Source organism: Vibrio penaeicida (assembly GCF_002933855.1).
In the GTDB taxonomy this organism is placed as follows: Bacteria; Pseudomonadota; Gammaproteobacteria; order Enterobacterales; family Vibrionaceae; genus Vibrio; species Vibrio penaeicida_A.
In genome coordinates this window covers 416,413-442,455 of the sequence record NZ_BFAQ01000011.1, presented here as the reverse complement: position 1 = coordinate 442,455, position 26,043 = coordinate 416,413, and the positions used below count along the sequence as shown (strand labels likewise).

The 26,043-nt window shown below is 42.9% G+C and carries 19 protein-coding genes and 1 tRNA gene; 9 read left to right on the top strand and 11 right to left on the bottom strand.

What is annotated here, in order from left to right; translation table 11 throughout:
• Nucleotides 1–82 precede the first annotated feature (82 nt).
• Nucleotides 83–2,341, top strand: coding sequence for a YgiQ family radical SAM protein (locus VPNCDNU1_RS05495; RefSeq protein ID WP_104399414.1), 2,259 nt, complete (start codon nt 83–85; stop codon nt 2,339–2,341).
• A 93-nt stretch (nt 2,342–2,434) separates the two neighbouring features.
• Here the strand turns inward: VPNCDNU1_RS05495 and VPNCDNU1_RS05490 are convergent, their stop codons facing one another.
• Nucleotides 2,435–2,848, bottom strand: a complete 414-nt coding sequence (locus VPNCDNU1_RS05490; RefSeq protein ID WP_104399443.1) for a GtrA family protein — start codon at nt 2,846–2,848, stop codon at nt 2,435–2,437.
• Between the two features lie 17 nt (nt 2,849–2,865).
• Complete coding sequence (locus VPNCDNU1_RS05485) at nt 2,866–4,428, bottom strand: ArnT family glycosyltransferase (protein ID WP_237324088.1); 1,563 nt, start codon at nt 4,426–4,428, stop codon at nt 2,866–2,868.
• Nucleotides 4,429–4,809: 381 nt separating this feature from the next.
• Here VPNCDNU1_RS05485 and VPNCDNU1_RS05480 point away from each other — a divergent pair, with 381 nt between their 5' ends.
• Nucleotides 4,810–5,730: a 1-aminocyclopropane-1-carboxylate deaminase gene (locus VPNCDNU1_RS05480; RefSeq protein ID WP_104399441.1), complete on the top strand. Its 921-nt coding sequence runs from the start codon at nt 4,810–4,812 to the stop codon at nt 5,728–5,730.
• Nucleotides 5,731–5,779: 49 nt separating this feature from the next.
• Nucleotides 5,780–6,742, top strand: a complete 963-nt coding sequence (locus VPNCDNU1_RS05475; protein WP_237324087.1) for a hypothetical protein — start codon at nt 5,780–5,782, stop codon at nt 6,740–6,742.
• A gap of 24 nt (nt 6,743–6,766) precedes the next feature.
• On the opposite strand, the gene dcm is transcribed toward VPNCDNU1_RS05475, so the two are convergent.
• Nucleotides 6,767–8,086, bottom strand: a complete 1,320-nt coding sequence (gene dcm, locus VPNCDNU1_RS05470) for a DNA (cytosine-5-)-methyltransferase (protein WP_237324086.1) — start codon at nt 8,084–8,086, stop codon at nt 6,767–6,769.
• A 115-nt stretch (nt 8,087–8,201) separates the two neighbouring features.
• On the opposite strand from dcm, the gene VPNCDNU1_RS05465 reads away from it, so the two are divergent.
• The 5 genes from VPNCDNU1_RS05465 to VPNCDNU1_RS05445 are packed head-to-tail and all read left to right on the top strand — an operon-like array spanning nt 8,202 to nt 15,877.
• Nucleotides 8,202–10,052 (top strand): DEAD/DEAH box helicase, encoded by a 1,851-nt coding sequence (locus tag VPNCDNU1_RS05465; RefSeq protein WP_104399412.1) that lies wholly within the window; start codon nt 8,202–8,204, stop codon nt 10,050–10,052.
• The gene (locus VPNCDNU1_RS05460) at nt 10,049–11,641 is read left to right on the top strand and encodes an ATP-binding protein (RefSeq protein WP_104399411.1); all 1,593 of its coding nucleotides are present in this window, start codon (nt 10,049–10,051) and stop codon (nt 11,639–11,641) included. Before VPNCDNU1_RS05465 ends, VPNCDNU1_RS05460 begins: the two co-directional genes overlap by 4 nt.
• Nucleotides 11,638–12,561: a hypothetical protein gene (locus VPNCDNU1_RS05455; RefSeq protein ID WP_104399410.1), complete on the top strand. Its 924-nt coding sequence runs from the start codon at nt 11,638–11,640 to the stop codon at nt 12,559–12,561. The genes VPNCDNU1_RS05460 and VPNCDNU1_RS05455 overlap by 4 nt, the downstream gene beginning before the upstream one ends.
• A 54-nt stretch (nt 12,562–12,615) precedes the next feature.
• On the top strand, nt 12,616–14,610 hold the full coding sequence (locus VPNCDNU1_RS05450) for an AAA family ATPase (protein WP_104399409.1): 1,995 nt from the start codon (nt 12,616–12,618) through the stop codon (nt 14,608–14,610).
• Entirely contained in the window at nt 14,597–15,877 is a 1,281-nt protein-coding gene (locus tag VPNCDNU1_RS05445) for an LlaJI family restriction endonuclease (protein ID WP_104399408.1), read from the top strand. Before VPNCDNU1_RS05450 ends, VPNCDNU1_RS05445 begins: the two co-directional genes overlap by 14 nt.
• 746 nt (nt 15,878–16,623) lie before the next feature.
• On the opposite strand, the gene VPNCDNU1_RS05440 is transcribed toward VPNCDNU1_RS05445, so the two are convergent.
• From VPNCDNU1_RS05440 to VPNCDNU1_RS05430, 3 genes are all read right to left on the bottom strand, one after another.
• A tRNA-Ser gene (locus VPNCDNU1_RS05440) sits at nt 16,624–16,711 on the bottom strand.
• 151 nt (nt 16,712–16,862) lie between these two features.
• Nucleotides 16,863–17,312, bottom strand: a complete 450-nt coding sequence (locus VPNCDNU1_RS05435; RefSeq protein ID WP_104399407.1) for an L-alanine exporter AlaE — start codon at nt 17,310–17,312, stop codon at nt 16,863–16,865.
• Between the two features lie 290 nt (nt 17,313–17,602).
• The gene (locus VPNCDNU1_RS05430) at nt 17,603–20,038 is read right to left on the bottom strand and encodes a hybrid sensor histidine kinase/response regulator (protein WP_104399406.1); all 2,436 of its coding nucleotides are present in this window, start codon (nt 20,036–20,038) and stop codon (nt 17,603–17,605) included.
• A 119-nt stretch (nt 20,039–20,157) separates the two neighbouring features.
• Between VPNCDNU1_RS05430 and VPNCDNU1_RS05425 the strand changes: the two genes are divergently transcribed.
• Nucleotides 20,158–20,727 (top strand): UPF0149 family protein, encoded by a 570-nt coding sequence (locus tag VPNCDNU1_RS05425; protein ID WP_104399405.1) that lies wholly within the window; start codon nt 20,158–20,160, stop codon nt 20,725–20,727.
• Between the two features lie 238 nt (nt 20,728–20,965).
• Here VPNCDNU1_RS05425 and nadA read toward each other — a convergent pair whose 3' ends face one another.
• The 5 genes from nadA to tolA form a co-directional block, all read right to left on the bottom strand.
• Nucleotides 20,966–22,027: a quinolinate synthase NadA gene (nadA, locus tag VPNCDNU1_RS05420; RefSeq protein WP_101112138.1), complete on the bottom strand. Its 1,062-nt coding sequence runs from the start codon at nt 22,025–22,027 to the stop codon at nt 20,966–20,968.
• A 187-nt stretch (nt 22,028–22,214) separates the two neighbouring features.
• Entirely contained in the window at nt 22,215–22,994 is a 780-nt protein-coding gene (gene ybgF, locus VPNCDNU1_RS05415; protein ID WP_104399404.1) for a tol-pal system protein YbgF, read from the bottom strand.
• 13 nt (nt 22,995–23,007) lie between these two features.
• Nucleotides 23,008–23,544 (bottom strand): peptidoglycan-associated lipoprotein Pal, encoded by a 537-nt coding sequence (gene pal / locus VPNCDNU1_RS05410; protein ID WP_101112134.1) that lies wholly within the window; start codon nt 23,542–23,544, stop codon nt 23,008–23,010.
• A 69-nt stretch (nt 23,545–23,613) separates the two neighbouring features.
• Nucleotides 23,614–24,966 (bottom strand): Tol-Pal system beta propeller repeat protein TolB, encoded by a 1,353-nt coding sequence (gene tolB / locus VPNCDNU1_RS05405; RefSeq protein ID WP_101112132.1) that lies wholly within the window; start codon nt 24,964–24,966, stop codon nt 23,614–23,616.
• 12 nt (nt 24,967–24,978) lie between these two features.
• Nucleotides 24,979–26,034, bottom strand: a complete 1,056-nt coding sequence (tolA, locus tag VPNCDNU1_RS05400; protein ID WP_104399403.1) for a cell envelope integrity protein TolA — start codon at nt 26,032–26,034, stop codon at nt 24,979–24,981.
• Between the last annotated feature and the right edge of the window lie 9 nt (nt 26,035–26,043).

Genomic DNA, 26,043 nt, shown 5'->3' with positions numbered 1-26,043 from the left:
ATGATTCTCATGTAAAATGATAACCTAGTCAGGAAGGTTTTATGCCGCTATAATTCCCGCCTCCTAACGCTGAGGTCAAAAAATGCACAACAAACCCACTCCAATCGATCAATATCCAAAATACTGGGCTGAATGTTACGGTGTCGCCCCTTTTCTGCCCACCAGTAGAAAAGAGATGGATGCACTTGGTTGGGACAGTTGCGATATAATCATCGTCACTGGTGACGCTTACGTCGACCACCCAAGTTTTGGTATGGCTATTATTGGACGCCTTTTAGAGGCACAAGGTTTTCGTGTAGGTATTTTGGCTCAGCCAGAATGGCAAGATAAATCCGATTTCATGAAGCTCGGTAAACCAAACCTCTTTTTTGGTATTACCGCGGGCAACATGGATTCAATGATCAACCGTTACACCGCAGACAAAAAGCTTCGTCACGACGATGCATACACACCGAATAACGAGGGTGGAAAGCGCCCAGACCGTGCAACCTTGGTTTACTCTCAGCGTTGCCGTGAGGCATACAAAGACGCCCCCATCGTTTTAGGTGGCATTGAGGCGAGCCTTCGTCGTATCGCGCACTACGATTATTGGTCTGACAAAGTTAGACGTTCTGTTTTGTTCGATGCTAAAGCCGATATTCTATTGTTTGGTAACGCGGAAAGAGCGTTAGTGGAAGTGGCGCATAGGCTGGCAAATGGCGAAGATATTTCCACTCTCACTAGTATTCGTGGCACAGCAGTAAACCTAGCCGCTGCTCCAGAGCATTTCAAAGTTATTGATTCTTCTCGTATTGAAAAGCCGGGAAAAGCGTTCGTTCCAACGAACCCTTATCAGGTAGAAACGCAATGTGAAACAAAGCCGAAGGAAGAAGAAAAGGTAGCCAAGGCTGTCACTATTCAACCATCAAGGCACGATGCGAAAACCACCGCAGTGAGAATCCCCCCTTTCGAAAAGCTGAAAAACGACCGCATTCTCTACGCGCATGCCAGCCGAATCATGCACCTAGAAACTAACCCATACTCCGGCCGCGCGCTTATTCAAAAGCACGGAGATCGTGAACTTTGGGTGAACCAAGCGCCTATTCCGCTGACAACAGAAGAAATGGATTTTGTGTTTGGGCTGCCTTACGCTCGCGTTCCGCACCCTATGTATGGTAATGCGAAGATCCCCGCTTATGACATGATTAAAACCTCGGTCAATATCATGCGGGGTTGTTTTGGCGGCTGTTCTTTCTGTTCAATAACAGAACACGAAGGGCGTATTATTCAGAACCGTTCGAAAGAGTCGATCCTTAACGAGATGGAAGAAATTCGCGATAAAGTCCCAGGCTTTACCGGTACCATTTCTGATTTAGGCGGACCAACGGCCAACATGTATCGCCTAGGTTGCTCCGACCCACGTGCAGAACAGAACTGTCGAAGACCTTCCTGTGTATTCCCGGGGATATGCCATAAGCTAGACACCGACCACAAGCACACCATCGATTTGTATCGAGAAGCGCGCAAGGTAAAAGGCATCAAGAAAGTCATGATCGCGTCTGGCGTTCGCTACGACTTAGCCATTGAATCTCCAGAATACGTGAAAGAGCTCGTCACTCATCACGTAGGTGGCTATTTGAAAATAGCGCCCGAGCACACAGAGAAAGGCCCGCTAGATAAGATGATGAAGCCGGGCATGGGCACCTATGACCGATTCAAAGAAATGTTTGAAAAGTTCAGCAAAGAAGCCGGGAAAAAACAGTATTTGATCCCTTACTTCATCGCTGCACACCCAGGTACTGAAGAAGAAGACATGGTGAACTTGGCACTGTGGTTAAAATCGAATAATTTTGAGTGCGACCAAGTCCAGAACTTCTACCCGTCTCCGATGTGTAATGCGACCTCCATGTATTACTCAGAAACCAATCCACTCAAGCGAGTGAAATACAAGCAACGTGAAGACATCCCCGTTGCTAAAGGAGAAAGGCAGCGACGCTTACACAAAGCGCTGCTTCGTTACCATGACCCAGCTAACTGGCCAATCATTCGCGAAGCACTGATCAGCATGGGCAAAAAGCACCTTATTGGCGATAAACCTGGCTGCTTAATTCCTGCGGAAGATCTTGACTCCAAAACGCCTGCGCAGCGCCGCCGTTCAGGTAGGCATGGTGCAAACCGCTTTGCGACCAAGCATACCAAGAATCAACCCGATATCCGTAAGCCTGATAGCCGTAAAGAAAATGGAAAGGGTAAGCCTTCCACCAAGCCGAAATCCAAAAGGCAAGGTAAACCCGCGCATCAATCTGCTGGCTCTAACAAGCCAAAGAATAAACAGAAACATCGCGCTAAAGCACATCAATAGAAAGTTATTGATGGAGCCAGAGACAAAAAATGCGACCAATTGGTCGCATTTTTATTTGTTTTTTCAGAGTCAACGCTTGCAGCTAGACCTTCATTAATTGGTTTCTTTGTCGGCAAATACCCACTTCGAACTCAAGAAGTAGTTACTGAACATTCCTACCAAGATTCCCGCTACAAGCGCCACAAAAGGCATGGCTCCTTGGTCACCAAAAACGGCGATAACCAACTTGAACACTCCTAGGTTGGGTATAGCAGAACAGACCGCCGCAACCATGTGTTTTTGCCACTGCTTCGCTTTATCAGACTTTTCTCTGTCACTGAACGTCAGTACTCGGTTTCCAACCCATGTTGCGGTTGCCGCTAAAACAAACGCGATAACACGCGAAGAAAATATCGGCATTTCTGCAACATAATACAGAAGAGAAAATACCGCGGTATCGACTAAAAAGCCGATACCGCCAACAAAGGCAAACTTAAACAGCCGATGCTGAAATAGTTTATGCTGCAAAGCCTTAAGCTGAGAAATCACTGGCACAGGTAACGTGAACGTTTAGGTGATGCCACTTCGAACGTACAAGACAAATTGTATTTCTCTACAAAGTTTCCGATACGTTCATTAGGCCCAACGATGTAATACCCATTCTCATGACCTTCCAGTTGATCCAGCGTATGCATTCGCTTCGCCTGACCAAAACTGTAGTACTGACCAGAGAACGGTCGTCCGCCTTCTACATAAAACGTAGGCTTACTGTGATCGATATCGATGAACAGCATTTTATCGCTACGCTCATTACCTGTTTTGAACATCACTACACAGATAGCAATAATCAGAATGATTGGCGAGATATACGAAGTAAACGTAAACCAGTTGAACGTAAATTGTTTCCCTCGGAACATAAACGCAATGCCAGAAACAACAAGCGCAACAGCAGCAACATACATAATGATCGCATCATTCTTAAGTTCGCTTGCCACATAGACAGATACCAACGTAATAATTAGCCCTGTAATCGCAATGAACTTGAAGTATGTCGCTTTGTAACTCACTTTTTCTTCTGCTAAGTACGCAACTAACAGCGCAAACGCGGGCATACCAGGCAGAACGTAAGTAGCAAGAATATTGCCCGAGAACGTAAACAGAATGAGTGGTGAGAGTACCCAGAACAAGAGGAATACAAACACCCCAGGTATTTCAGCAAACTTTTCTTTCAATCTCGTAAAACGAAAAACCGCTAGCAAAGGCAATACAATAGACCAAGGCAGAGCCGCCAACATCAAGAATAGCCATATCATGCCTCTTGGTTCGTCGTGCGCATTACCGTAGCGATCCCCTTCCCAACCGCTCACAAGGAATCGGTTAAAGTGTTCGCCTACAATAAAGTATTCTAAGAATCCTGGGTTTGCTTGCTCGGCTAAGATGTACCATGGCAGCGCAATGACACACATTAGGATTAAGCCGCCAACGATTGGAAAACGCTTCCAAAGCTGCACAAACGCACCGATAAAGCCATGTTGAATAATCAGGAATGGAAGAACGGATAGCCCCATCAATACGATGGCCATCGGCCCTTTAGCCAGTAGTGCAAGACCTAACCCAGCAAACCCGATGTAGCCCCATATCTTTTCGCCCCGCCAGCAAAAGAAGAACCCTATCATGGCGAGCGTTAGAGAGAACGTTAGCGCCATATCCGTCATGACAGCGCCAGATGAGATAGAGAATACAGGGATGGTTGCCATGACTACCGCGGTTTTTAGCGGATTAATACCAACACGTTTTGCAAAAAAACATCCCAAAGCGATGGTTAGAACTCCGACAACCCAATGTGGGAATCGAACGGCAAATTCTGATACACCGAAAACTTCAATGCCCACGGCACTCAGCCAAGTAAACATCGGCGGTTTGCCCAAGAATGGCTCATCGTAATCAAACATAGGCGTTAACCAGTTACCGGTTTCCACCATAATTCGAGCCTGCTCACCGTATCGAGCTTCCGTTGTATCCATCAGCGGCATAATACCCAAAGACACAAGCCTTATTAGCAAGGCTGCACCTAGTAAGAACCACAAATGTTTCGAAGTTAGCTTCACTTCTCTACCTCTATCAATTCAAATCCCTTACGTGAGATATATCAAAATCAAGTAAGTTCATTCTTTATGTCATTCATTTCAATTCCAATACCCCTGATGCTCTATGAAAATGCGCCCACCTAATCTTGCTGGCTGCAAGCTAAACGAATAGCAAGCAAACCTATCGACATGAAAACCTGTCAACGTGCAGACTGGGCGTTTGGGCGGTAATGAAATCAAGCATCTAACTTTGGGTAAAAGTCTGTGTCGCACAAAAGAAAATGCACGAAGGCTGCATTATACCCAAGTCGTATGAAGTTGCGAGGATCACTTTGCAATGGCACTCTCAATGAGAAGCAAGATTCTGTTAGACTACAGCTTTATCGCAACACCCATATCGCTATGAAACTTCAAGCCAGCCCAATTACTCAACACTGCGTTGATGACATTACTTTTTACCTAAAGAGAGATGAACTCCTTCATCCACAATTCAGCGGCAACAAAGCCAGAAAATTTATGCAGCTGCTGAACACCGAATACCCAGAAGTTAATACGATTATTGGACACGGTTCTATTCAAGCTAATTCTTTGTATTCATTAGCCGCACTCGCCCACTTAAAAGGGTGGAGCTTCGAGTTTTATGTGGATCATATTCCCTCTTATGTTTTAGAAAACCCTAAAGGAAACTACCGCGCAGCGCTGGATTTAGGGGCAAAGATTATTGATGTTAGCCAATTGGAACGCGACGGAGACAATGCATTAAATAGCGAGCGCTATATAAAAGAGATCAGAAAGCCCGACAACCGTTGCCTTTTCATTCCAGAAGGCGGCAGATGTGAGTTGGCAGAATATGGCGTAAAACAGCTGGCAAATGAAATATTGGATTGGAAAAAAGAAGCAAACATCGCTGCCCTTACCGTAGCCCTCCCTTCCGGTACGGGGACGACCTCTCTTTACCTCAATAAGCACCTAAAAAAACACAACATTCGAGTAGTCACTTGCGCGTGTGTCGGTGGCGATGAATACCTAATGCAACAATGGCAATCGCTAAACGAAGAGCAGTTTCCACATATTTTGAATACAGGAAAAAAGCACCACTTTGGCAAACTCTACCAAGCTGATTTTGATATGTGGAAAAAACTAAAAGAACAAACCGAAATCGAATTCGACCTGCTCTACGACCCACTAATGTGGCGCTGTTTAATGCAAGAATACGAAAAGGAACAGCACGGGACGTTACTCTACATTCACCAAGGTGGGTTGCTAGGTAACGAAACTATGCTGCCTAGGTATGTGAGGAGGTTTGGGGAGCCAATAATGTGAAAATAGTCGCCAACTGATACTTACCTCATTTGGTCTGTTATGAGACAGTATGTTTAATTACAACAAACTGAATTACAAGATGAACCCACAGCAGTTTAACGATATAACTAGGCTAAAGCCTTTTCCTGCCCAAGCTGAATTTGATGAATTAGTCGAACGAATGAGAGACAATGCAGAGCTTTCGGCTTTGTATACCGAAATCACTAACAAAGTGGCTCGAGACTACTTTTTCAACTGCGATGATTGCGATAATCATGCTGACTCGAATCTCTCTCGCAAGCGCATAAAAGAAAAGATACTGAGCAAGGTTCCTCAACTTGCTCTCTTCTTAAAAAACATCCACCCTGGAGCGGCTCATCAAGTTGAGGCGCTTTCAGTTCTGCGTGAAGAGGATGTAGACTTTTCCAATATATCCGACTTTAAAAGAGATCTTAGGGCACGGCATGAGGCGCGCTGGTCTAGAGTGCAGAGAGAGGAACGAGGTAATAACGAGGTGCAAGGAGGTGTGTCTGTCCTTGGTTCGTTATCTGAAGAACTGCTTAAGCGTGCGATAGAAACAGTGTCAACGAGCGAAGATATTTTTCAAACCAACCAAGATGATACTAAGTCCTATGGGGACTTTGTATTAATGTCTTTGCCTAATAATTTGTGGTTTTCTGTAAAGTCAGGCTTTTCTAGAGAGCGTCTTCTAGCGTCTGGTTTCTCGAATGACTTAGTCGGTGTCGGCTTTTTTGAAGAGCCTACAGAGTTTACATCTCGCCACAAGGTTAGAAACTTTAAAAAGGCAGGCTTTCTAGCAATTTATCTGCCAGATGTAGCTGTGACAGAAGAACAACATGATGGAACTACATCCACTTATGCGGAGGTTCAGGAGTTCTACAATCAAGCGGGACGTGTTGCACCTCTGAATATTAATGGAACGCAATTCTTTAGACCATTGTCAGAGCTAGGTGATGATATTAAATCTTTGTTAGATCAGGACCTCCAAAGAAGGAGCACTTTGAACTTTTAATAAGCAGTAAGCCCCTAAAGGGGCTTAGCTAGCTTGGCGTTGCTCACACACCAACTTATCAGCTGTCGTTAGTGTCTTGATCATCTGCTCAGCTACGGCATGGATTACATTCATACAAACTGAGTTGCCAAACTGCTGGTACACTTGGTTTTGTGAAACAGCATCAACCTTAAAGCTCTTAGGAAAACCCTGTAACCTAGCGCACTCGCGTGGAGTTAGCTTACGCGGGTTTTTATTGAGGTGGCTTTGGTCAATGAGTATCTCTGAACCATCTTTATAGTATCGAGCACTGATGGTATTCGTGTACTCACTCTCGGCATTGAAAAGTGAATAACCAAATCCATTGCCTTTCGTCTTATGCTCAGCCTTGCGCTTTTGATGCCCTTCCCATAGCTTATCTGAGATAGTAAAGCGGTCTTTACCATACTTTGCATAATCAGCAGCTAATTCTTCCTCTGTTTGTAGGATGTCCCCAACACGCGTCGGTGTTTTTGGTGGCTCAGGCCAATTGAATATTTCGTCGAAGTTTACGCTTGGGTACTGGTCCTTATCGAAACCTATAATGAATACTCGTTCTCGATTCTGAGGTGCTCCAAAATCCCCCGCTCGTAAAACACGAACATCAACCCAGTAATTCAGCTTATCTTGCAAAGCATGGCGCGCCTCTTCGCTCATCGGCACATCTTCAGGGATCTGCTGCTCATGCTTGCCTTGTAAGATATCCATAATCGTTTTGAGAGTTCGGCCTTTATCATGCCCTTTAAGCTGTTTTACATTTTCAAGAAGAAAGGCTTTTGGCTTTTTAGCTGCTAAAATTCGTTGAACTTCAAAGAACATCGTTCCACGGGTGTCACTAAAACCTTGTTTTAGCCCTGCTTGAGAGAAAGCTTGACATGGGAAGCCACCTAATAGAATTTCATGATCGTCAATATCTTCAGCTGAGATCTTAGTTATGTCGCCACTTGGCATATCGCCATAGTTTGCTAAGTACGTTTTTTGAGCGAACTTATCCCACTCAGAGGTAAAAACACAGTGACCGCCTAATTGCTGGAAAGGGTAGCGAATGCCTCCAATACCGGCAAAAAGATCAATAAAACGAAAATTGGCATCTTCTAGTCTGTCTTGCTTTAGTGGAGCATTATCGTAAAACTTTTTCATCTCATTTTCTAAATCGACAATCTTGGCCCACTTTAAAGGTGAAGGTTTATGCTCTCCTGCTTCCCAGCCACGAATGGTTCGTTCGCCATCTTTTCCTAAGCCTATCAAATTTGCTAGCTCGCGCTGCCCTAAGCTAAGTTTATCTCTTAACTCTCTGATATAGTGGGAGGTATTCAATTTGTGCACCATTTTCCTATATTGATATCCGGTTTTTGCCCCGGTGATAGTGTGCACTGTATATTTAGACAGACATAAATGCAAGTGGTTATCCGGTTTTTAACCCTGTGCATAGGAAGTGAGAATGGCTTACACGATTATAGATGGGATAGTAGAACAAGATGGTGTTATTTTGAAAGCCGAACACCTTTTTAAGCTCGGTAGAATATCAGCTTATTCAGATGGCAATGAGGTTGAATTGGTTATCTCAAAACGCCCAGCTTCAATCCATTTTGAATTTGAAGCAGAACCAACCCCTCATTTTTTACTGTTCTTTCGAGGACAACCATTAGATGCAGAGCAAACGTATTCTTTAACAAAAATTGGTTACTTTATATCTGAAGGGAGAAGGTTACATTTCGTCAGCTCCCACCTCATGGATCTTTTAGATAGCGCCTTTGGAGAGCTTTCCCTTCCTAAGTTAATGAAACTTCTACGTACTCTGCATTTAGAAGGGTTTATCGAAGCGTTTCCTTCTCACTTAATTGAAGTGCTTAGGGGGAACCAACAAAAACGAGCTCATCATGACAAGCTCTTTGTGCAATCACTGTACCCCTATCAGGAAGAAGGGGTTAACTGGTTGAGTTTTTGTGCAGAAAATGGCGTTGGGACAATACTTGCTGATGATATGGGCTTGGGTAAAACAGCGCAAGTGATCGCACTATGTTGTGATGTTTTGGAAAAGAACCCAAACAGCAAAGTATTAATCGTCGTTCCCAACCCTTTGCTTGATAACTGGGTACGGGAATTTAACTTTTTTGCACCAAGCATTACGCCTTATCTGCATTACGGAAAGAATCGCCGTGGGGTTGCCTCTGCTTTCGATAATCACAGTGTTGTGATCACTCCTTACACGACAGTGTCTTCAGATATTACGATGTTTGAAGAAGTCTACTTTGACCTCGCTCTCTTTGATGAGGCGAGTATGTTAAAAAATCCTAAATCGACTCGCTCCCTCTCCGCTCGCCGTTTGGATGTCGGTGTCACTGTTGCGATGTCTGGAACCCCCGTAGAGAACAGTTTGATGGATGCATGGGCCTTAACGGATCTTGTGTTTGAAGGTTTTTTAGGGGGGCAAGAGAACTTTAAAAGTCGTTATGTGCATTCTGATCTATCTGAAACATTGGATAAAAACTTGGAGGAGCTTGAGAGCAGCTTACGCCAAATTACACTGCGAAGAATGAAAAAAGATGTATTGGAGCAATTACCCGAAAAGCTCGATATACACACAGCGGTCTCTTTAGGTGAAAGTGAAAAAAACAAATACGAAGCATTGATCGATGAAATGCAGAATGATCGCCAAAATGGTGGCGGTGGTATCCTCCCATTAATTAATAAGCTTCAACAGTTTACGGCTCACCCCGCGCTGGTTGAATCGGCCATCCCCCATGATGTTCACTCTCTCATCAAGAGTAGCGCCAAATTTGAGTTACTTATGATGCAGTTGGATAAAATTAGACAAGCTGATGAGAAGGTGATTATTTTTGCCACTTTCCAAAAAGCCATTGATTTGATACAAGGCGCCATAAATGAAAGGTATGGCATATTGTCTGGGGTTATCGATGGGCGAACACCTAACGATGAACGCCAAGCCTTGATTGATACTTTCTCCGAATCAGAAGGCTTCAACGTCTTATTGCTTCACCCTAGAACGGCAGGGATGGGGTTAAATATTACTGCTGCTACCAATGTGATTCATTATTGCCGCCAATGGAATCCCGCCCTAGAAGAGCAAGCGACGGCAAGGGCTTGGCGTAATGGCCAAAAATCCGTAGTGAATGTCTACTACATGTACTACGCGGATACGATTGAAGAAAGAATTGATGAACGTATTCGATTGAAGCAGCAGCTAAGTGATCGTGTAGTATCGGTCACTGATGATAAAGAAACAGACAAGCAGATCATGCTTGAGTATTTGGAAACGTTAGACTCATGAATGAAACAATAGCACTACCAGAAGAAGATGACTTTCGTCCCTCAGCGGCCCGACTCGTTGAGAGTTTACGTGATACCGGTTATAGCAAAGAGGCTGCATTTGCCGACATCATTGATAACTCTATTGCAGCGAATGCAACTCACATAGAGGTTGAGCTCCAATATATGTTTGGAGAGTTTAGAGTCATCATTACGGATAATGGTGATGGCATGTCAGAAGAGCAGCTTCGTAATGCAATGCGTTATGGCTCGCCCCGCCGTGATAACCCTAAATCACTGGGTAAGTTTGGTATGGGGCTTAAAACCGCCTCTACCGCGTTCTGTCGCCGTCTTGTCGTGCTATCTCATCAAAATGGCAGCAATGTCGGTCGAGCCTGGGATATTGATAACATCATTAAATCAGACCGTTGGGAACTAGAAACCCCTGATGAAGACGATTACTACGACGATTTTGATGCTCTAAATACTTTCTCAGAAGATAGCGGAACCATGATCATTTGGGAAAATATCGACCGTTTAGTGAAAGCAGGCAGTGAGAAGCAATTACTGGCGCAAGTTCAGTCGCTTGGCAAAGAGCTTTCTTTAGAGTTAAGCGCTATATTCTTTAAGTTCTTAGAATCAGGTGAAGTCACAATCTCAATGAAGATTGGAGACAACCCTGTCGTTAAATTAAAAGGTTGGGATCCCCTATGTTCTAAATTTGTAACTAAGGATGGTGCGCGCCCTCGAATACTGAAAGAAAGACCCGTAGAAATTGATGCTGGTAATACAAAGCTTCACTTTACCGTTAAAGGCGGTGTTATCCCTTCTCTAAACGAACTTGATAACGATGAACAAAACTACGTTCGTTATAACCTAGATAATCAAGGGCTTTACATCTATCGAGAAGGTCGACTTATTTGGCACGATGGCTGGCCACATCGTATGTATAAAAAAGAAAGTAAGGTCACTCGCCTTCGAGTTGAGCTGAATTTTGGCCACGAGTTGGATGATGTGTTCAGTATCGATTTTCGCAAGAGTCGTGTGATTATTCCTGCCGAAATCAGAAATAAGTTAAAGAGCCTAATTTCACCTTGGCGTCAAGAGTTGACTAAACGGCAAGAACGCTTAACTTCTGCGAACACTAAGCGTGCGCATGGCCCAGCAGATAAAGCGATTGGTAAACATAGTAAGCATACTAAAAACTCTGATATTAAAGTTAATGGTGACACGGTAACAATTCGTAACAGGAAGCAGATGAAGCCGACTGTGATAGAAGGCATTCGTGTCTATGACGATAAAACTGTGCGCGTACATGAAGAAGATTCGCTACTAGGTGATTGCTTATGGGAGCCTTCATGTGATGGAGACGGTAATACATGCGTCAGCCTTGGCAAGTCACACCCTTACTTCCATAAAATGTATAACGTCTGCAAGGATAATGTCGAGGCCATGAAAGCCCTAGATATGCTGCTTTGGAGTTTATCAAATGCTGAGCACGGTGAGTTTTCTGATACTAATCAGCACACGTTGAATGGATTTCGTCAAGAAGTAAGTAACACACTGCGTCACTTAAGTCTCGAGCTTCCAGATGTGGAGGAAGATGAATGAGTTACCAATACGATCTATCTGACTTTAAACGTTACTTGAATGATAAAAATCCAAAGTATCGGGTGGATGGTCTGATTTTTTGGAAGACGACAATTCCAATCCCCATAGATTTGTTCAACCGGATTTTTAATGAATCAGATCATATCGTTACCGATTACGTTTATCAGCTAGCGGCAAGTGCAGTGACATTTAGCCATCGAGAACTATTTGAAAGTACCTTTGAGGTTGCAGTAACCGACCTTCCCAAAGGTGACTTAAAGAAAAAGCACTTTGCTTTGCTAGATTGGCTCAATGAGCAATTACCAGAACGCTCAGAAATCACTCGTATGGCTTACGAGGTTGCAGATACGTTAGGGCTTGATTCATTCACCTTCTCTACTGAAAAGGTTGCAGAAGCATTGCAGCACCAAGGTAAAAAATATGCTCGTATCTTTATGCCAGAAGCGGTAAAAGCACAATATAATTTGATTCCTGATTGCGAGCGAGTTGGCACAGCTAACACGGATATGTTCGGCAATATTATTGCGGACCGTTATGGTATTTATAGAGCTGGGTTTGGTGATGCGTTAGTCGCTATTTTTAATGGACTCTTGGAATTCCGTATCCTTTGCTCTGGCCGTGGTGAACATTTGAGTAGCTACAGGATAGTCGCTCCTCTGATCGAACATATTGATATTCGCCTTGCTAAAACAAGCGATGGTTCGCTATGGGAACCAGGGTATGAAGATGACCACTACATTACGCTAAATAATGAACACCCTCTTATGCGTAACCTGTCGGAAGAGCAGTCAAGGCCGTTAGCCGAATGTCTGTTTTTTATGGGTGAGTTTGAGAACGGCCAGTTTTCAGATACCAACAAAAAGCTGATAGAAAACCTACGCCAAGAGGTTTCTCGCAGCCTTTGGATTAAGCACGATTAACCTCTACGCAGCTTCCTGCGGGTAGCTGCAATTGAATTTAGGGATAAGAAAGTAATGCTTTCAAAAATAAACACTGTCGGTAGCTGGTTTAAAAGTGACTCTGACAATAAAGAGTTAGAAGATGGCCGGTATAATAATAAGTGGTTAAATGGATTTACGTTTGACAACATAATATTTAACGATGAGGCTAAAGAAGCTTTTAGCCGACTTCCTATAGACATTGAAATGTTTGATCAACATGCATTGGTTACGATTAACAACACCCAAAAAAAGACAACCAATCAATGTTATATCCCCAGTCAGTATTTTTTATATGCGGTAAGGCTTCAACCTTTAGTCGTTTTATTAAACAACTATATGGAAGTTTTTGAACAAGTAAAAAACTCTGTTTCCGGAGCGTCTGAATTTGAAAATTTAATCAACACCCAGCAACCACAAAATCAGGTATTAAATGCTTTAGATTCACATAGTAAAGAAAATTTCATTAGCGCTTTTAAAGACAGTTCTAATCGAATGGGCGGCAAAAAGATTATTAATGATAAAGGCACAAGGAAGATATATCGCCCAGACAGTGACTTCATGTCATCAATATGGTTGCAAGCTATCCCCGCTCCAAATGCTAGTTCTGAGTTGCTTGGTCATCTACTGTATGCGTTTGCTCAGGATCCAACTGCATACCAAGTTCTTACAGAAAACTACTCTTCCTCAATCCCATATCTATTTAAGACTACAAGTGGAGATGAATTAATTGTTCAAGTTTTATCTACACTGGGGTGGCAAGGTAAATTGGATGCAGAATTAAATCCATCATCGTCATCAGATTTTGCCAACTGGGGCTCAATAGAGAAAGCATTCTTGTTTAGACCTAAACTTATACCTGGTAACCCTAGATATGTTGAAGAGCCGATTCACTATCATTCCTCCTCGAACCAGTATGTATATGTTAAAAAAGGCTTACTTGATACTGATGAACTAAGAATAAGTGTATCTGATCTCATCTCTCAGCTATGGAATAACATGTCTATTCAGAAAGATGATGAGGCGTTTTACTTTAAATCTTCTCTTCGCTTTGATTCTAAAGCTCCACCATTTAAAGGTGCGACCAATAAAATCTTTTATGGTGCGCCTGGAACAGGTAAGAGCCATCACATTCATAATGTAGAATGTGCAGGTGCTAATACAATTGTGACAGTCTTTCACCCTGATACTCAGTACAGTGACTTTGTTGGTGCTCTTAAGCCTAACATGGCAACAGATGAAAACGGCAAACCTTATGTTGCTTACCAATTCCGTCCAGGTCCTTTTACTAAAGCATTAATCGAGGCAAAACTGCATCCGCATAAACATATTTGCCTAGTGATTGAAGAACTGAACCGTGCACCGGCAGCCGCAGTCTTTGGAGAACTGTTCCAATTATTAGACCGAGAAGATGATGGCGAAAGCAGTTACAAGATTGATGCATCAGACCCTGACATGTTGGCGTACATCAACCAATCGCTTAAAAAAAACGGAGCACCAAGCATTGAGCAGTTGGAAATACCGGCAAACCTCTCCTTATTAGCCACGATGAACAGCAGTGACCAAGCGGTGATGCCTCTAGATACCGCATTCAAACGTCGTTGGCGCTTCAAGTTTATTGATATCGACTTCTCTCATTCCGATGTCCCGAATCACGACTTTCATGTATCAACTCGCAGTGGCGTATTTAAGATTTCTTGGCCAAAACTTGCGACGATCATTAATGAGGAATTGATTGAAGCTCACGTTGCAGAAGATCGCTTACTTGGCCCCTTCTTTGTGAAAAAAGATGAGATTGAAACCGTTGAAGCCTCAAAAGAAACCATTAGCAGCAAGTTGTTTGTTTATCTTTGGGATGATGTTTTAAGGCACATCGGTCCCAAGAAAATCTTTGCTCCTAAATACCTTACTTATGGTCGTCTATCTTCTGCCTTTATGAAAGACAAAGCGATATTCAATAGCAAAGTAGAGGAAAGAGTCGAAGATAGTGGAACTCGTATAGAGGAGCCGGCGATAGATGCCACTGAGTGAGATTAATCTGTATCTTGATCGCACCCCATTAAGCTCGAAAAAATTATCTCCTTCGTTAATAGATGCGCTAATACGGAAGCGCATCATTCCACAAGGGAGTTCAAAAATTGAGTTTTGTGGTGTGATAGCTTGTGATGAAGAGTTGGCAGTTTTTTTACCCAGAAATAGTGTGGCCGATAAAAAACGGTCCAAAGCTTTAACGCACTTGTTGATTCAAGCATTACTAAAATACTACCTTGATAAAGACACGGGTATTCATGCTCAAGACAGTGACTCTGAGGTTATAGGTGGGGAGTCGCTATCATTGGCTATCTCCCTATTAGAAGACTACGCCACCAATGGCCTTTATGTTCGCCGAATCAGAGAGCGGGCGATAAACAAAGGTAAAGTTGATTGGAGGCGCACAATAGCAAGCAGAGTGCCTTTAACAAGTAATGATAGCCCTATCTACCTTGAACTGGACACTTCTCGCTCTCGTTACGACACCTCTAGCGAAGTAGCAAAAATTCATGCTCAAGTAATTAAGAATCTATCATCAACCTATGGACTACTATGGTTTGGTCAAAACTCTTATTTTGACTCTTCGTTGTCGCATGTACTCCAACCTAACAGTAGTCTCGATGTGCAGATCGCATGCCTAGAAAAGGAGCTTCGCCAAGTCTATTCCGACCGAGATATCTTTTTGCTGAAAGGGTTGATCCAATGCTTAAAGCAGCAAAAAGGGAAAAAGGAAGATACATTACTTATTGGTGTTCGAAAATTTCACTCTTTATGGGAAGCAATGCTAGATGAGTGTTTAATAGGGAAATATGCAGTAAATAGCAAATTGCCCGTTCCCGTATATCAAACTGGCGCAGGTGTATTTGTACCTGTACCGAAGAAAGGTCAACGAACGGATACTGTACTTAAGCATTCAGATGAGCATCGATTTGCTATCGTTGATGCTAAATATTACAGTGCATATTCTGCCAATTCAGCTCCGGGGTGGTCAGATTTAGTTAAGCAGTTTTATTATCACCAAGCTATATCTCAATTAGAAGGGAAAGGCACGCCTGTATCCAACCACTTTATTTTTCCGGGTTTAGTGCATCATCTTCAATCAGCTCATGTTGCTAAACGAGGAGCTAAAGTAGCAAAAGAGTCTGACTGCTTACCGGAATATTCAACGATTCATTGTCATTATCAGGACCCGATCGAGCTTTTAAAAATTTACATCAATGGTGGAAAGTTAACTCGTCTAACCCAAGAAATATTTAGCTTAAACTAAAGTCACAACGAAAAGTAAGCACTGAGATGCAATCATCGATAATTTGCTGAACTAGACTTTAACCCTGTTGTTCCAAATCAGATTTAAACTGATGATGTAACATAATTGAAAACAGGTGAAAGATGAATGTATCTAGCCATCGTCATAGACTTGTGCTCGCAGCGAATAGTCGGTTGGCATGTATAAGATATTGATGACAACTTTGATTTGTAAAGTCTTGATTAAAAATTATAACTTAAAGTAACCAAGTAAAGGGCGGCGGGTCACAGTGACAGGGGCTGTTAATATATATGAGCAAACAATAAAGTAAGTTGCAACAGGAGTATAGAATGCACGCTCGCATGGGCAATGTTGGAGCTTGTTGGAATAATGTCGTAGTTGGACGCTTCTGCGGAAGTTTAAAGCATGATTAGTTGTTTAAAGTTGGTCAGTCAACCCGAGAACAAACGAAAAAAGTCTTAGCCTACATTCGGTACTGCGACTTCGAAAGATTATAATCGGCTAACAATGGTATGTCATTGATTAACCGAGAATACTATTTAGAGAATAGTACTCGGCTGGAGTTGACCAGAACATTCCCCACTGGAACAAATTTCAAATACTCTTCTTTTGCTCACATTACTTTAAATGATACATAAAAATCATCGATATGCGTTCGTAGAGAAAGAACTATAGAGGCTAGCAATGAAGATATTCCGTCTAATTTGTGCAAAAAAGCCCCAGCATTTCTGCTGGGGCTTCGAATGTGGCGGTGAGTGAGAGATTCGAACTCTCGATACGTTGCCGTATACACACTTTCCAGGCGTGCTCCTTCAGCCACTCGGACAACTCACCGAATTGTTGTTGAACTTTGCGTCTCAACGGGGCGCTAATTTAATGTTTATGTGTTTGTCGGTCAAGTGATTATCTGAAAAAAAACATCATTTCATGTCTGTTCGCTCAGATTTTAGCTAAAACACTCACTTTACCAACAGATTGGTTAGCTTTAGACCTGTTGAATATAAGCAGGAACACGGAATAATTTTCGGCAGTTATCTAGGAAATATCCGTAAAGTACACCTAAACCACATGAAACAACTGCGTTACTCGCAACGGCTGTCATAATCTGATCAGAAGACGCGCCTACAAACCATAGAATCGCGGCATAAACAGGTGATTGAAACAATACATAAGCAATAACGTCGGAAATGCGCTTTGTCAGTTCGCCACCATGGATTCTTCCACCTTGGTTAAGAACCCAATCTCGAAATACCCCATAAGGCCATGCAATGGCGATGTTTACGGGTATAGATAGAGTTCTCGACTGCAATGACTGCTCAAAGGACATACCTGATACAAAAATCTCTATCAGCATTCCGACAACAAAGCTGAATACCACCATAGCAAATGTATCCGCTGCTGCGTGGCGAATACAAAAAGGGGCTTTAGAACTCATTTCCTTCCTCACAAAGAATATAAAACTAGTTAAAGAATTGTTAAGCAACAGGTAAATCTAGATAAAACATTAAATGCTAGATTTATTCGCTATTTAATCACTTTTTAAATGGATTTATATTCCGTATTTTATATTTTGTTGTAAATTTACAACTGGTTTTCTTCGAAATAATAGTGAGTTTGACTAATTCATCTGAAAGGTCTTTTTACGAGTGGTATATGAGTACATAAAAGCACTGAGAGATAACCTTTCAGTGCTTTCCTAGAATTTTATGTAATTAACTTACGAAATCAGTCCGCGAGGCTTAACGTAAGTACGTTAATGTCTTCTTCTGATGGGGTCGTGTTTTCACGAAGCGCGGTCACAATTTTGTCTATCGCGCTGAGTTCATCATGGTTAAACCTAATGCTGTCTTGGCTTATGATGCACTCTAGGATCTGATTTGCTTGTTCATAGTCTTGATTGTCTAAACAAACGTACAAATCAATTAATCTCTGTTCATTGTTTTTGCTCGATACTTCTGTTGGATTGGAAGTATTGAATTTTGATGCGTCTCTCTTTAGCTGATTTAAACGTTCAGAGAACTTGATCAAAACATCGTCTAATTCCCTTTCATCAATCGGTTTGGCGAGAATGTGATCCGCCCCTGCACTCAGCATTTTTTCTCGCGTCTCTTTGAATACATCTGCGGTACAGCCAAGAATCAGCCCTTTCGATGATTGGTGATTTAAATTACGGATCCGTTCTGTCGCTTCAATACCGTCCATAACGGGCATGTGGTTGTCCATTAAGACAAGATCAAAGGTTTTCTGTGTGAGTATTTCAACCGCTTTCGCACCGTCGACAACACTAGTGGTTTCAAACCCCTTACTGCGCAAGAACGCATCCATGATCATGGTGTTCGTTCGATTGTCTTCCACTATTAGTGCGGATAAACCATTGCAGTCAAACTTTTGATGAACGACGTCTTGTGTGCTTTCAGGTAAGCATACGTCTGTTTGCAAAGTTAGGAAAAAGCTAGAACCGATACCTTCTTCGCTTTTTACGTTTATGTCTCCTCCCATGCCTTGTACGATTTTTTGAGTTATCGCTAAGCCCAACCCTGTCCCTCCGAATCGTCGTGTGGTGGTAGACTCCGCTTGCTCAAATGGTTTGAATATTTTTTCTTGTGCCGATTTGGAGATGCCAATTCCAGTATCGCGTACCTGTATGGATAAGTAGACTTTTCCTGCTCGCTCGTATTCATTTAAGTAGACTTCGATAAAACCACGAGAAGTGAACTTAATGGCGTTGTTCAGCAAGTTAAAAAGTATTTGCCGAATTCGTGCCTTATCGGCGTTGTACCAGCGTTCTGATGGGACTTCACTATACACTTTAAAGTTAAGCCCTTTCTCGGTCGCTAACGTAAAGTACACGCTATTTATGCTGCCGATAATGCTAGCCAATGGGAAAGGAGAAGGATCGAGCTCTAACTTCCCTTGCTCTATTTTAGAGAAGTCCAAAATTTCGTTAAGAAGCGTCATCATGTGCTCGCCAGAATCATAAAGGCTATGGAGCAGTTTACTTTGGTGTTCTGTTAGGTCTGTTTTGGCTAATATTTGTGCCGTGCCTAACACACCATTCATGGGTGTTCGAATTTCATGTGATAGCGTTGCAAGGAAGGCAGATTTCGCTTTCGTGGATGCTTTTGCTTTCACGGTTTCCTCTCTTAGGAAAACCGTCTTGTGATTAAAACTATCGATGAGGTGCTTGATTTCATCATGACTGTTGTAAGTCATATCAATGATGCCGTGAGTATTTTTGTCCGACACCTTGTCTGCAATCACGACTATCGGTCGAATCAAGTAACGATTGATCAAGTAGTAGCCGATCATGACGCAAAGCAGTAGAAACGGCGCGATGACGAATTCTAAACTCATCACCAATTCGAACGTTTCTTCTCCTACTAGTCTTTTGGAATTAACAACTTCTATTTCCCAGTTGTATTTACCAAACGACATTCTAGAAATATAAATATCTTTAGTGAGTGAGAAGTTGTGTTCTGTGATGGCATTGCCCGTTTTGTCTTTAATCAGAACACCAAGATCGTATTGGTTGGCGTGGTTTTGAACGTACTTAATCAGTTCCGACAAAGAGATATCGATGGTCGCGACGCCTTTCACTACCCCATTTTTAAAGTAGGGTGTTGAAGCAGTAATCATTTGAACATGGGTGTAGGGATCGATATAAACATCTGACCAAGACACCTCTTGTGCCTTGATATTTATGGCAGAGGTGTACCAAGGCTCTATATTGTATCCCCCTGATTCTGGATTATTCCATGAATGGATGAGGTCAACTCCGCCCTCTGAATTTTTATTGTAGAAAAGGCTCTTTAGGCGGACGTCTTTATCTATAGAATAAGGCTCGGGCCATGTACCGCCACTCACAATCATGTTGGTACTCTGAGCAATCATGAAAGGCAATAGAGACTTCAAACTATCATATTGCTCCGAGGCTTCACCTACAGCGGCAATGCTGTGCAACAAGCCAAGGGAGCCGTTTAATGATTCATCCAAACTGGTGGCAAGAAGCTCAGTTCTTAAATCTAAATTCTTTTGAAGTTTACTTTTGATGGGGTACTCTACAACCAAATAGGTTACGCTACCTACGGTTGCGATAAAGAAACAAAGGTATAACCCCAAAGCGATGATACTTTTCTTTTTAAGTGAAGATTGGATCGCCATATTATTAGCCAACAATACACATATTAAAAAACCTATATCTTAGTATGGTATTCATCAAGTCTTTTTCCAGTCGTGTGAGCTTGATACACTACCTCAATCACTCAAGAAGGGAACGTATTTTGACTTTAACAGAATTGCTTGCTTTACCAGAAATGGAAGGCAAAATTTTAAATGAATACCAAATCCGTGGGTTTGTTACCTCCATGGCAGCTGCTCCAAATATTATTGACCCAGCTGAATGGCTTGCGTTTCTTTGGGGCGGTGAAGAAGTCGCCCCCTTCTCAACACCAGAACACTTAGAATCCTTTGCAGATCAAGTTATTGCAATTTGGAATGATGCAAGACCAAAACTGCTTGAAGGGACTTGGCAATGGCCTGAAAACTGTGCCTTGGATGACGAAGAAATCGTCAATGAAGAAGCAAGAAACTTCACTGAAGGGCTGCTTCAAGGCTGGGGAGTATCCCGAGATGATTGGGAAACACTAATGCCAGAAGACAGTGAAGATAATGCACTTCTAGGTGGTGTTATTTTATCTATGAGCATGCTTTATGACCCGGAAACGGCAGTATCGACGCTCGCTCAGCAAGGGATCGAGGGGTTAGAACAATTTGAAGAGATTTTCAATGCTATTCCCGTCATGCTTTGCGGCTTAACTCAGCGTGGCGTGGCGCTAGCAGAAGCGCAGTAACGGATTAGCTATTGCCTTTGAAATCCAAGTTCTAGAATCCACAGTTTTTGAGTAAACAGATCTTGAGCAAATAGCTCTGAAACAAATAGCTTTTAAACAAACCTTGCTAGAACAAAAAAATGCCGCGTGTATCGCGGCATTTTTCGTTTTTATCAGTGCTTATCAAGAGCTGTTGACCTAGGCTCTATAGCCTTAAGCTCTTTTAGACTCAAGTTATTTAGACTCAAGCTATTTAGACTTAAGCATTACCTTTTACCTGCATATTGAGTTGCTCTGCGAAATCTAACATACGGTTTAATGGGATAAGAGACTTAACTCGAACGTCTTCATCAACAAAGATTTCGTGCTCTTTACCACCATCTGTTAACGCACTCTCAATCGCAGACAGACCATTCATTGCCATCCACGGGCAGTGAGCACAGCTACGACAAGTCGCACCAGCACCGGCAGTTGGCGCTTCGATAAGTTCTTTTTCAGGCACCAATTGCTGCATTTTAAAGAAGATACCTTTGTCTGTAGCGACAATCATTTGTTGATGCGGTAACTCTTTAGCTGACTTGATCAATTGGCTAGTTGAACCCACTGAATCGGCTAACTCTACAACGCTCGCCGGCGATTCTGGGTGAACCAAAATAGCGGCATTTGGGTAGAGATTCTTCATCTTTTTCAATGCATCAGCAGAGAATTCATCATGTACGATGCACTCACCTTGCCAAAGCAACATGTCTGCACCTGTTTTGTTTGAAATATAAGAACCTAAGTGACGATCGGGCCCCCATATAATGGGTTTATCTTCTGCATCTAAGTGCTCGACAATTTCTAACGCGATGCTTGAGGTCACCACCCAATCTGCGCGTGCTTTTACGGCAGCAGAGGTGTTGGCATAAACCACAACGGTATGATCAGGGTGGGCATCGCAGAATTCTGTGAATTTATCGGCAGGACAACCAAGATCAAGCGAGCATTCTGCTTCTAGATTTGGCATAAGAATGCGTTTTTCTGGTGTCAGGATTTTTGCTGACTCCCCCATAAAGCGCACGCCGCCAATGATCAATGTACTTGCGGGGTGTCGATTACCAAACTTCGCCATTTCCAAAGAATCGCCAACGAAGCCGCCAGTGGCTTCTGCTAACGCCTGAATTTCTGGGTCAGTATAGTAATGTGCAATCAATACCGCGTCTTTTTCCTTCAGCAACTTTTTGATATTTGTTATGTGTTGCTGCTTTTGATCATCTGTTAGAGGAACGGGCTTTGGAGGAAAAGGGTATACGGTCTCAATTGTGTCTAAAATGTGGCTCATTGCTCTTGCTCTACGCAACTTCCAAGTAATCCGGGTATTGTATACCCAAACGGCTGCAAGCTTCCAGAGCCTAGATAGGCAAGTGATGAATTAGTTATTTCATTTTGATTGGAAGAAGAGTGTTGAGTCTAAAGAAAATCGAGAGGTTGGAAATAAGTCAGGGCCACTAAGTGACCCTGATATCTGTTTATTGCATCTGTTTTTTTGCCATATCAGCTGACGCACTTTGAGGGTATTCGCTGATAACTTGCTGGTAGTATTTTATTGCGGCATCCGATTTTTTATTTCGCTTGGCAATATCTCCAAGTTTGAGTAAAGCATCGGCACGCTTATTCGACTCTTTATACGCCACAACTGAAGCAAAACTTTTTGCTGCGTCAACATCTTGCTTTTTCGCAAAGTAAAGCTGACCTAACCAGTAATGAGTATTTGAGGCAAATTTAGAATCTGGGAAATCTTTTTGAAACTGTTTAAAAGCGGTGATTGCACCGGCGTAATCACGCTGTTTCAAAATCAAATCAACGGCATCCTGATAGGCGGTTTGCTCGTCTTTGTTTGTGCTGAACGTTCCAGAAGTTTCAGAGCCAGTCTCAGCCGCAACAACTGGCGCCTGTTGTAATTGCTGCCTCATGTTGTCCAGTTCAACGAATAACTCTCGCTGCCTTTCTAACATTTGCTTCATTTCGTAAGAATTACGTTCAACAATTCCACGCAACTCGCCTACTTCTGAGCTTAAGTCATCAATTTGCTGCTGCATTTGAATTTGGATTTTAGCGCGATTTTGTAATAGGCGCTCAAGACGCTGCACATCCGTCTCGTTAACAGACGATACCCTCGTAGAGGACGGGTTGGAAGTGGCGGTAGTGGTGCTATTGAGATCAGTTACTGGAGCTGGTGCGGCGAACGTTCCATTCGCCGCACTTGCCAGTAACATAAGCGATACGAGTCGCTTAGAGTTACTGAACATAGGAAAATTCCTATTAGTATACTAGTACAGCGCGACGGTTTTTAGCGTAAACGTCTTCGCTTTGACCTAGAAGTAGAGGGCGTTCTTCACCGAAGCTAATTACTTCGATTTGGTCTGCCTGAACACCTAGAGCTTGAAGGTATTTAGCGACAGCTTCAGCACGACGCTCACCTAGTGCAATGTTGTACTCTGGAGTACCACGCTCATCGGCGTGACCTTCGATGCGTACTTTAAGTGCAGGGTCTTTACTGATGAATGCCGCGTGTGCCGCTAGCATATCTTCGTAATCAGACGAGATTGTTGAGTTATCAAACGCAAAGTAAACAGTCTGAGTTTCACGAAGTTGCGCTTCTTTGATCTCTTGTTCTGTTAGCTGAGATCCTGTCTCTAGTGGCGTTACTTCAGTAGTTGCTTCTTTTACCACTTGCTCAGTATTGTTTGTTTGAGAAGTAGTAGAAGCCTCTGCCGCTTTGTCGCTTGAGCTACATGCCGTAACAGCTAGTACTGGTAGCGCAATCAGAAGCCCTTTAAGAACTTTATTAAGTTGCATCTTTTTCTTCCTTATTTGTCCGAAACTTTGTTTTAACCGATTTGCCGAACTACATACAAATGGGTATTTCTACAAAAATGGTGACCAGGCGGGAGCTCTTACGCGCCCATTCGTTGCCGGTAATCTAGCTTTAAAGCGACCATCTATAGAGACCATAGAAAGTACATTCTTCTTCCTATACATGGAGCTGTAAATGACCATACCACCGTTTGGCGCAATACTTGGAGACTCGTCCAATTGTGTTTTTGTTAACACTTGTACGGCTCCTGTTTCCAAATCTTGCTTGGCCAAATTAAACCCGGAGTCGTTCCGATTAACCATAATCATGAACTTTCCATCAGGTGTGATTTGCCCACCCAAGTTCTGGCTGCCTTGCCAAGTTAGACGGTTGGTCGCACCGTCTAACAAATTTACTCGATATATCTGAGGTTTACCACCCCGATCCGAGGTAAATATTAGTGATTGCCCATCAGGATGCCAAAATGGTTCTGTATTATTTGCTCTACCTCTCGTTATTTGCTTCAACTTTCTAGTTTGCAAATCGAGAACGTAGACCTGAAGGCTTCCGGTTTTTGACAATACGATTGCCAGTTTTTTACCGTCTGGTGAGAATCTTGGCGCACCATTATGACGAGGGAATGACGTGAGCTTCTCACGTTTACCGGAATAGATATCCATTAAGAAAATTTCAGCACGTCCATTTTGAAAGCTAACATACGCAAGCTGACGTGCATCTGGAGACCAAGCTGGAGACATCAATGGCTGTTTTGATCGCAACACCAAGCGTTCATTATAACCATCATAGTCTGCGATTCTGAGCTGGTAAGGAAATTTCTCTTTATCATTAATAACAACATACGCAATGCGCGTTAAGAATGCACCTTTTTCACCAGTTAGCTGCTCGTATACAAGATCAGAGATCCGATGTGCATATTCACGCAACCTTGGACCAGGAACTGTAGCGCGCTTATTAAATAAAACATGGTCCTTTGAAAGTACAAGCTCGCCTGTATCGCTTAGGGCTTTGCTTTGCCCGCTAGTCAATTGACCACGTACAACATCAACAAGCTGGTATTCAATGAGATAGTTACCGTCGGCTTTTTTGGTCACTGAACCGGTCAGCAAGGCATCAACGCCAAGAGCTGTCCAAGACGAGAAATCGACATCAACATCGGAATAAGGCGTTTGAGGCATTTTGTTAGGAGCAACTGGGCTAAATTTGCCACTGCGCTGAAGATCAGAGGATATAACCGCGCTGATATCGTGAGGTAACTTACCCTCACCTTCCCATTTGAATGGAATAATGGCAATCGGTCGGGCCGAATCAATGCCATCTGTGATCACCAACTCTAAAGCGGCGTTGGCTACGTTCGCCATGCTGGTTAACAGCACCAGCAGTCCTAGTAAAAGGCGTTTAGTCACTTCTTAGTCCTTTTAATCCAATTCAACAGTTAGATTGATATTTTTTAGCTCTTCTGCCACATCTTTGTCACTTGGGACAGGGAAAGAGCCAACTTGCGCAATCGCACTTTTGGTAGCAGTACACACGCGAGAGTCACCGCCTAATACTTTAACGCCATTCACAATGGCATTGTTACCAGTATGTATTAGGCGCATATTGACTTTACACGACTTTCCCACAAATGAGTCATCCCTTAATAGCCGACTCTGAATAAGTTGCTTATAAATTGCGCCATATCGCTGTACTTCGCTGACAACATGCTGCTGTTTTGCAGCAGAATTTTGAGAAACTTCACTTTCAAGACCAGCAAAGATGTCGTTTAGAGCTGCTTCTTGCTCTTTTCGTTCCCTTTCAAGGCGCTCTAAACGTTCTTTTTCTTTTTTAGCTTTCTCAGCGGCTTCTTTCGCTGCTTTTTCTTTCGCTATGCGTTCTGCCTCTGCCTTCTCAGCTGCTTCACGCTCTCGTTTGGCTTTTTCTTCCGCTTCTTTGGCCGCTTTTTCTCTCGCGACCCTTTCTTGTTCAGCTTTGGCTATCGCGGCTTCTTTTTTAACTCGCTCCGCTTCAGCTTTTTTCACGGCTTCTTCTTTGGCTTTACGTTCTGCCTCGGCTTTAGCTACTCGTTCACGTTCTTTGTTTGCTCTTTGTTCTGCAGCCTTACGCTCTTGTTCTTTCTTCTGACGTGCTTTTTCTGCTTCTCTCGCTGCTTTTTCCGCCTTGGCTTTTTCTTGCTTGAGCTTTCGAATTCGCTCTTCTTCAGCTTTGCGATTTTTCTCTAGCTGCTCGCTTTGCTTTCTTAGTTTATCTAAGCGATCTTCTTCAGCGCGTTGGGCAGCTTCTCGTTGCTGTCTAATTTCTCGAGCTTGCTGTTGAACCATTTTTGGATCAATCACAACCGCCTGAACCATATTGCCTGTTGTGTCCTTCTTTGGCTCGGAAAAGCCCGCGCCCCATAGAAGTCCCCCAATAAGCACTACGTGCAAAACGGCGGATACAATGATTGCTGAGGTATAGTTGTTCTTATTTTTCATCGATGAACC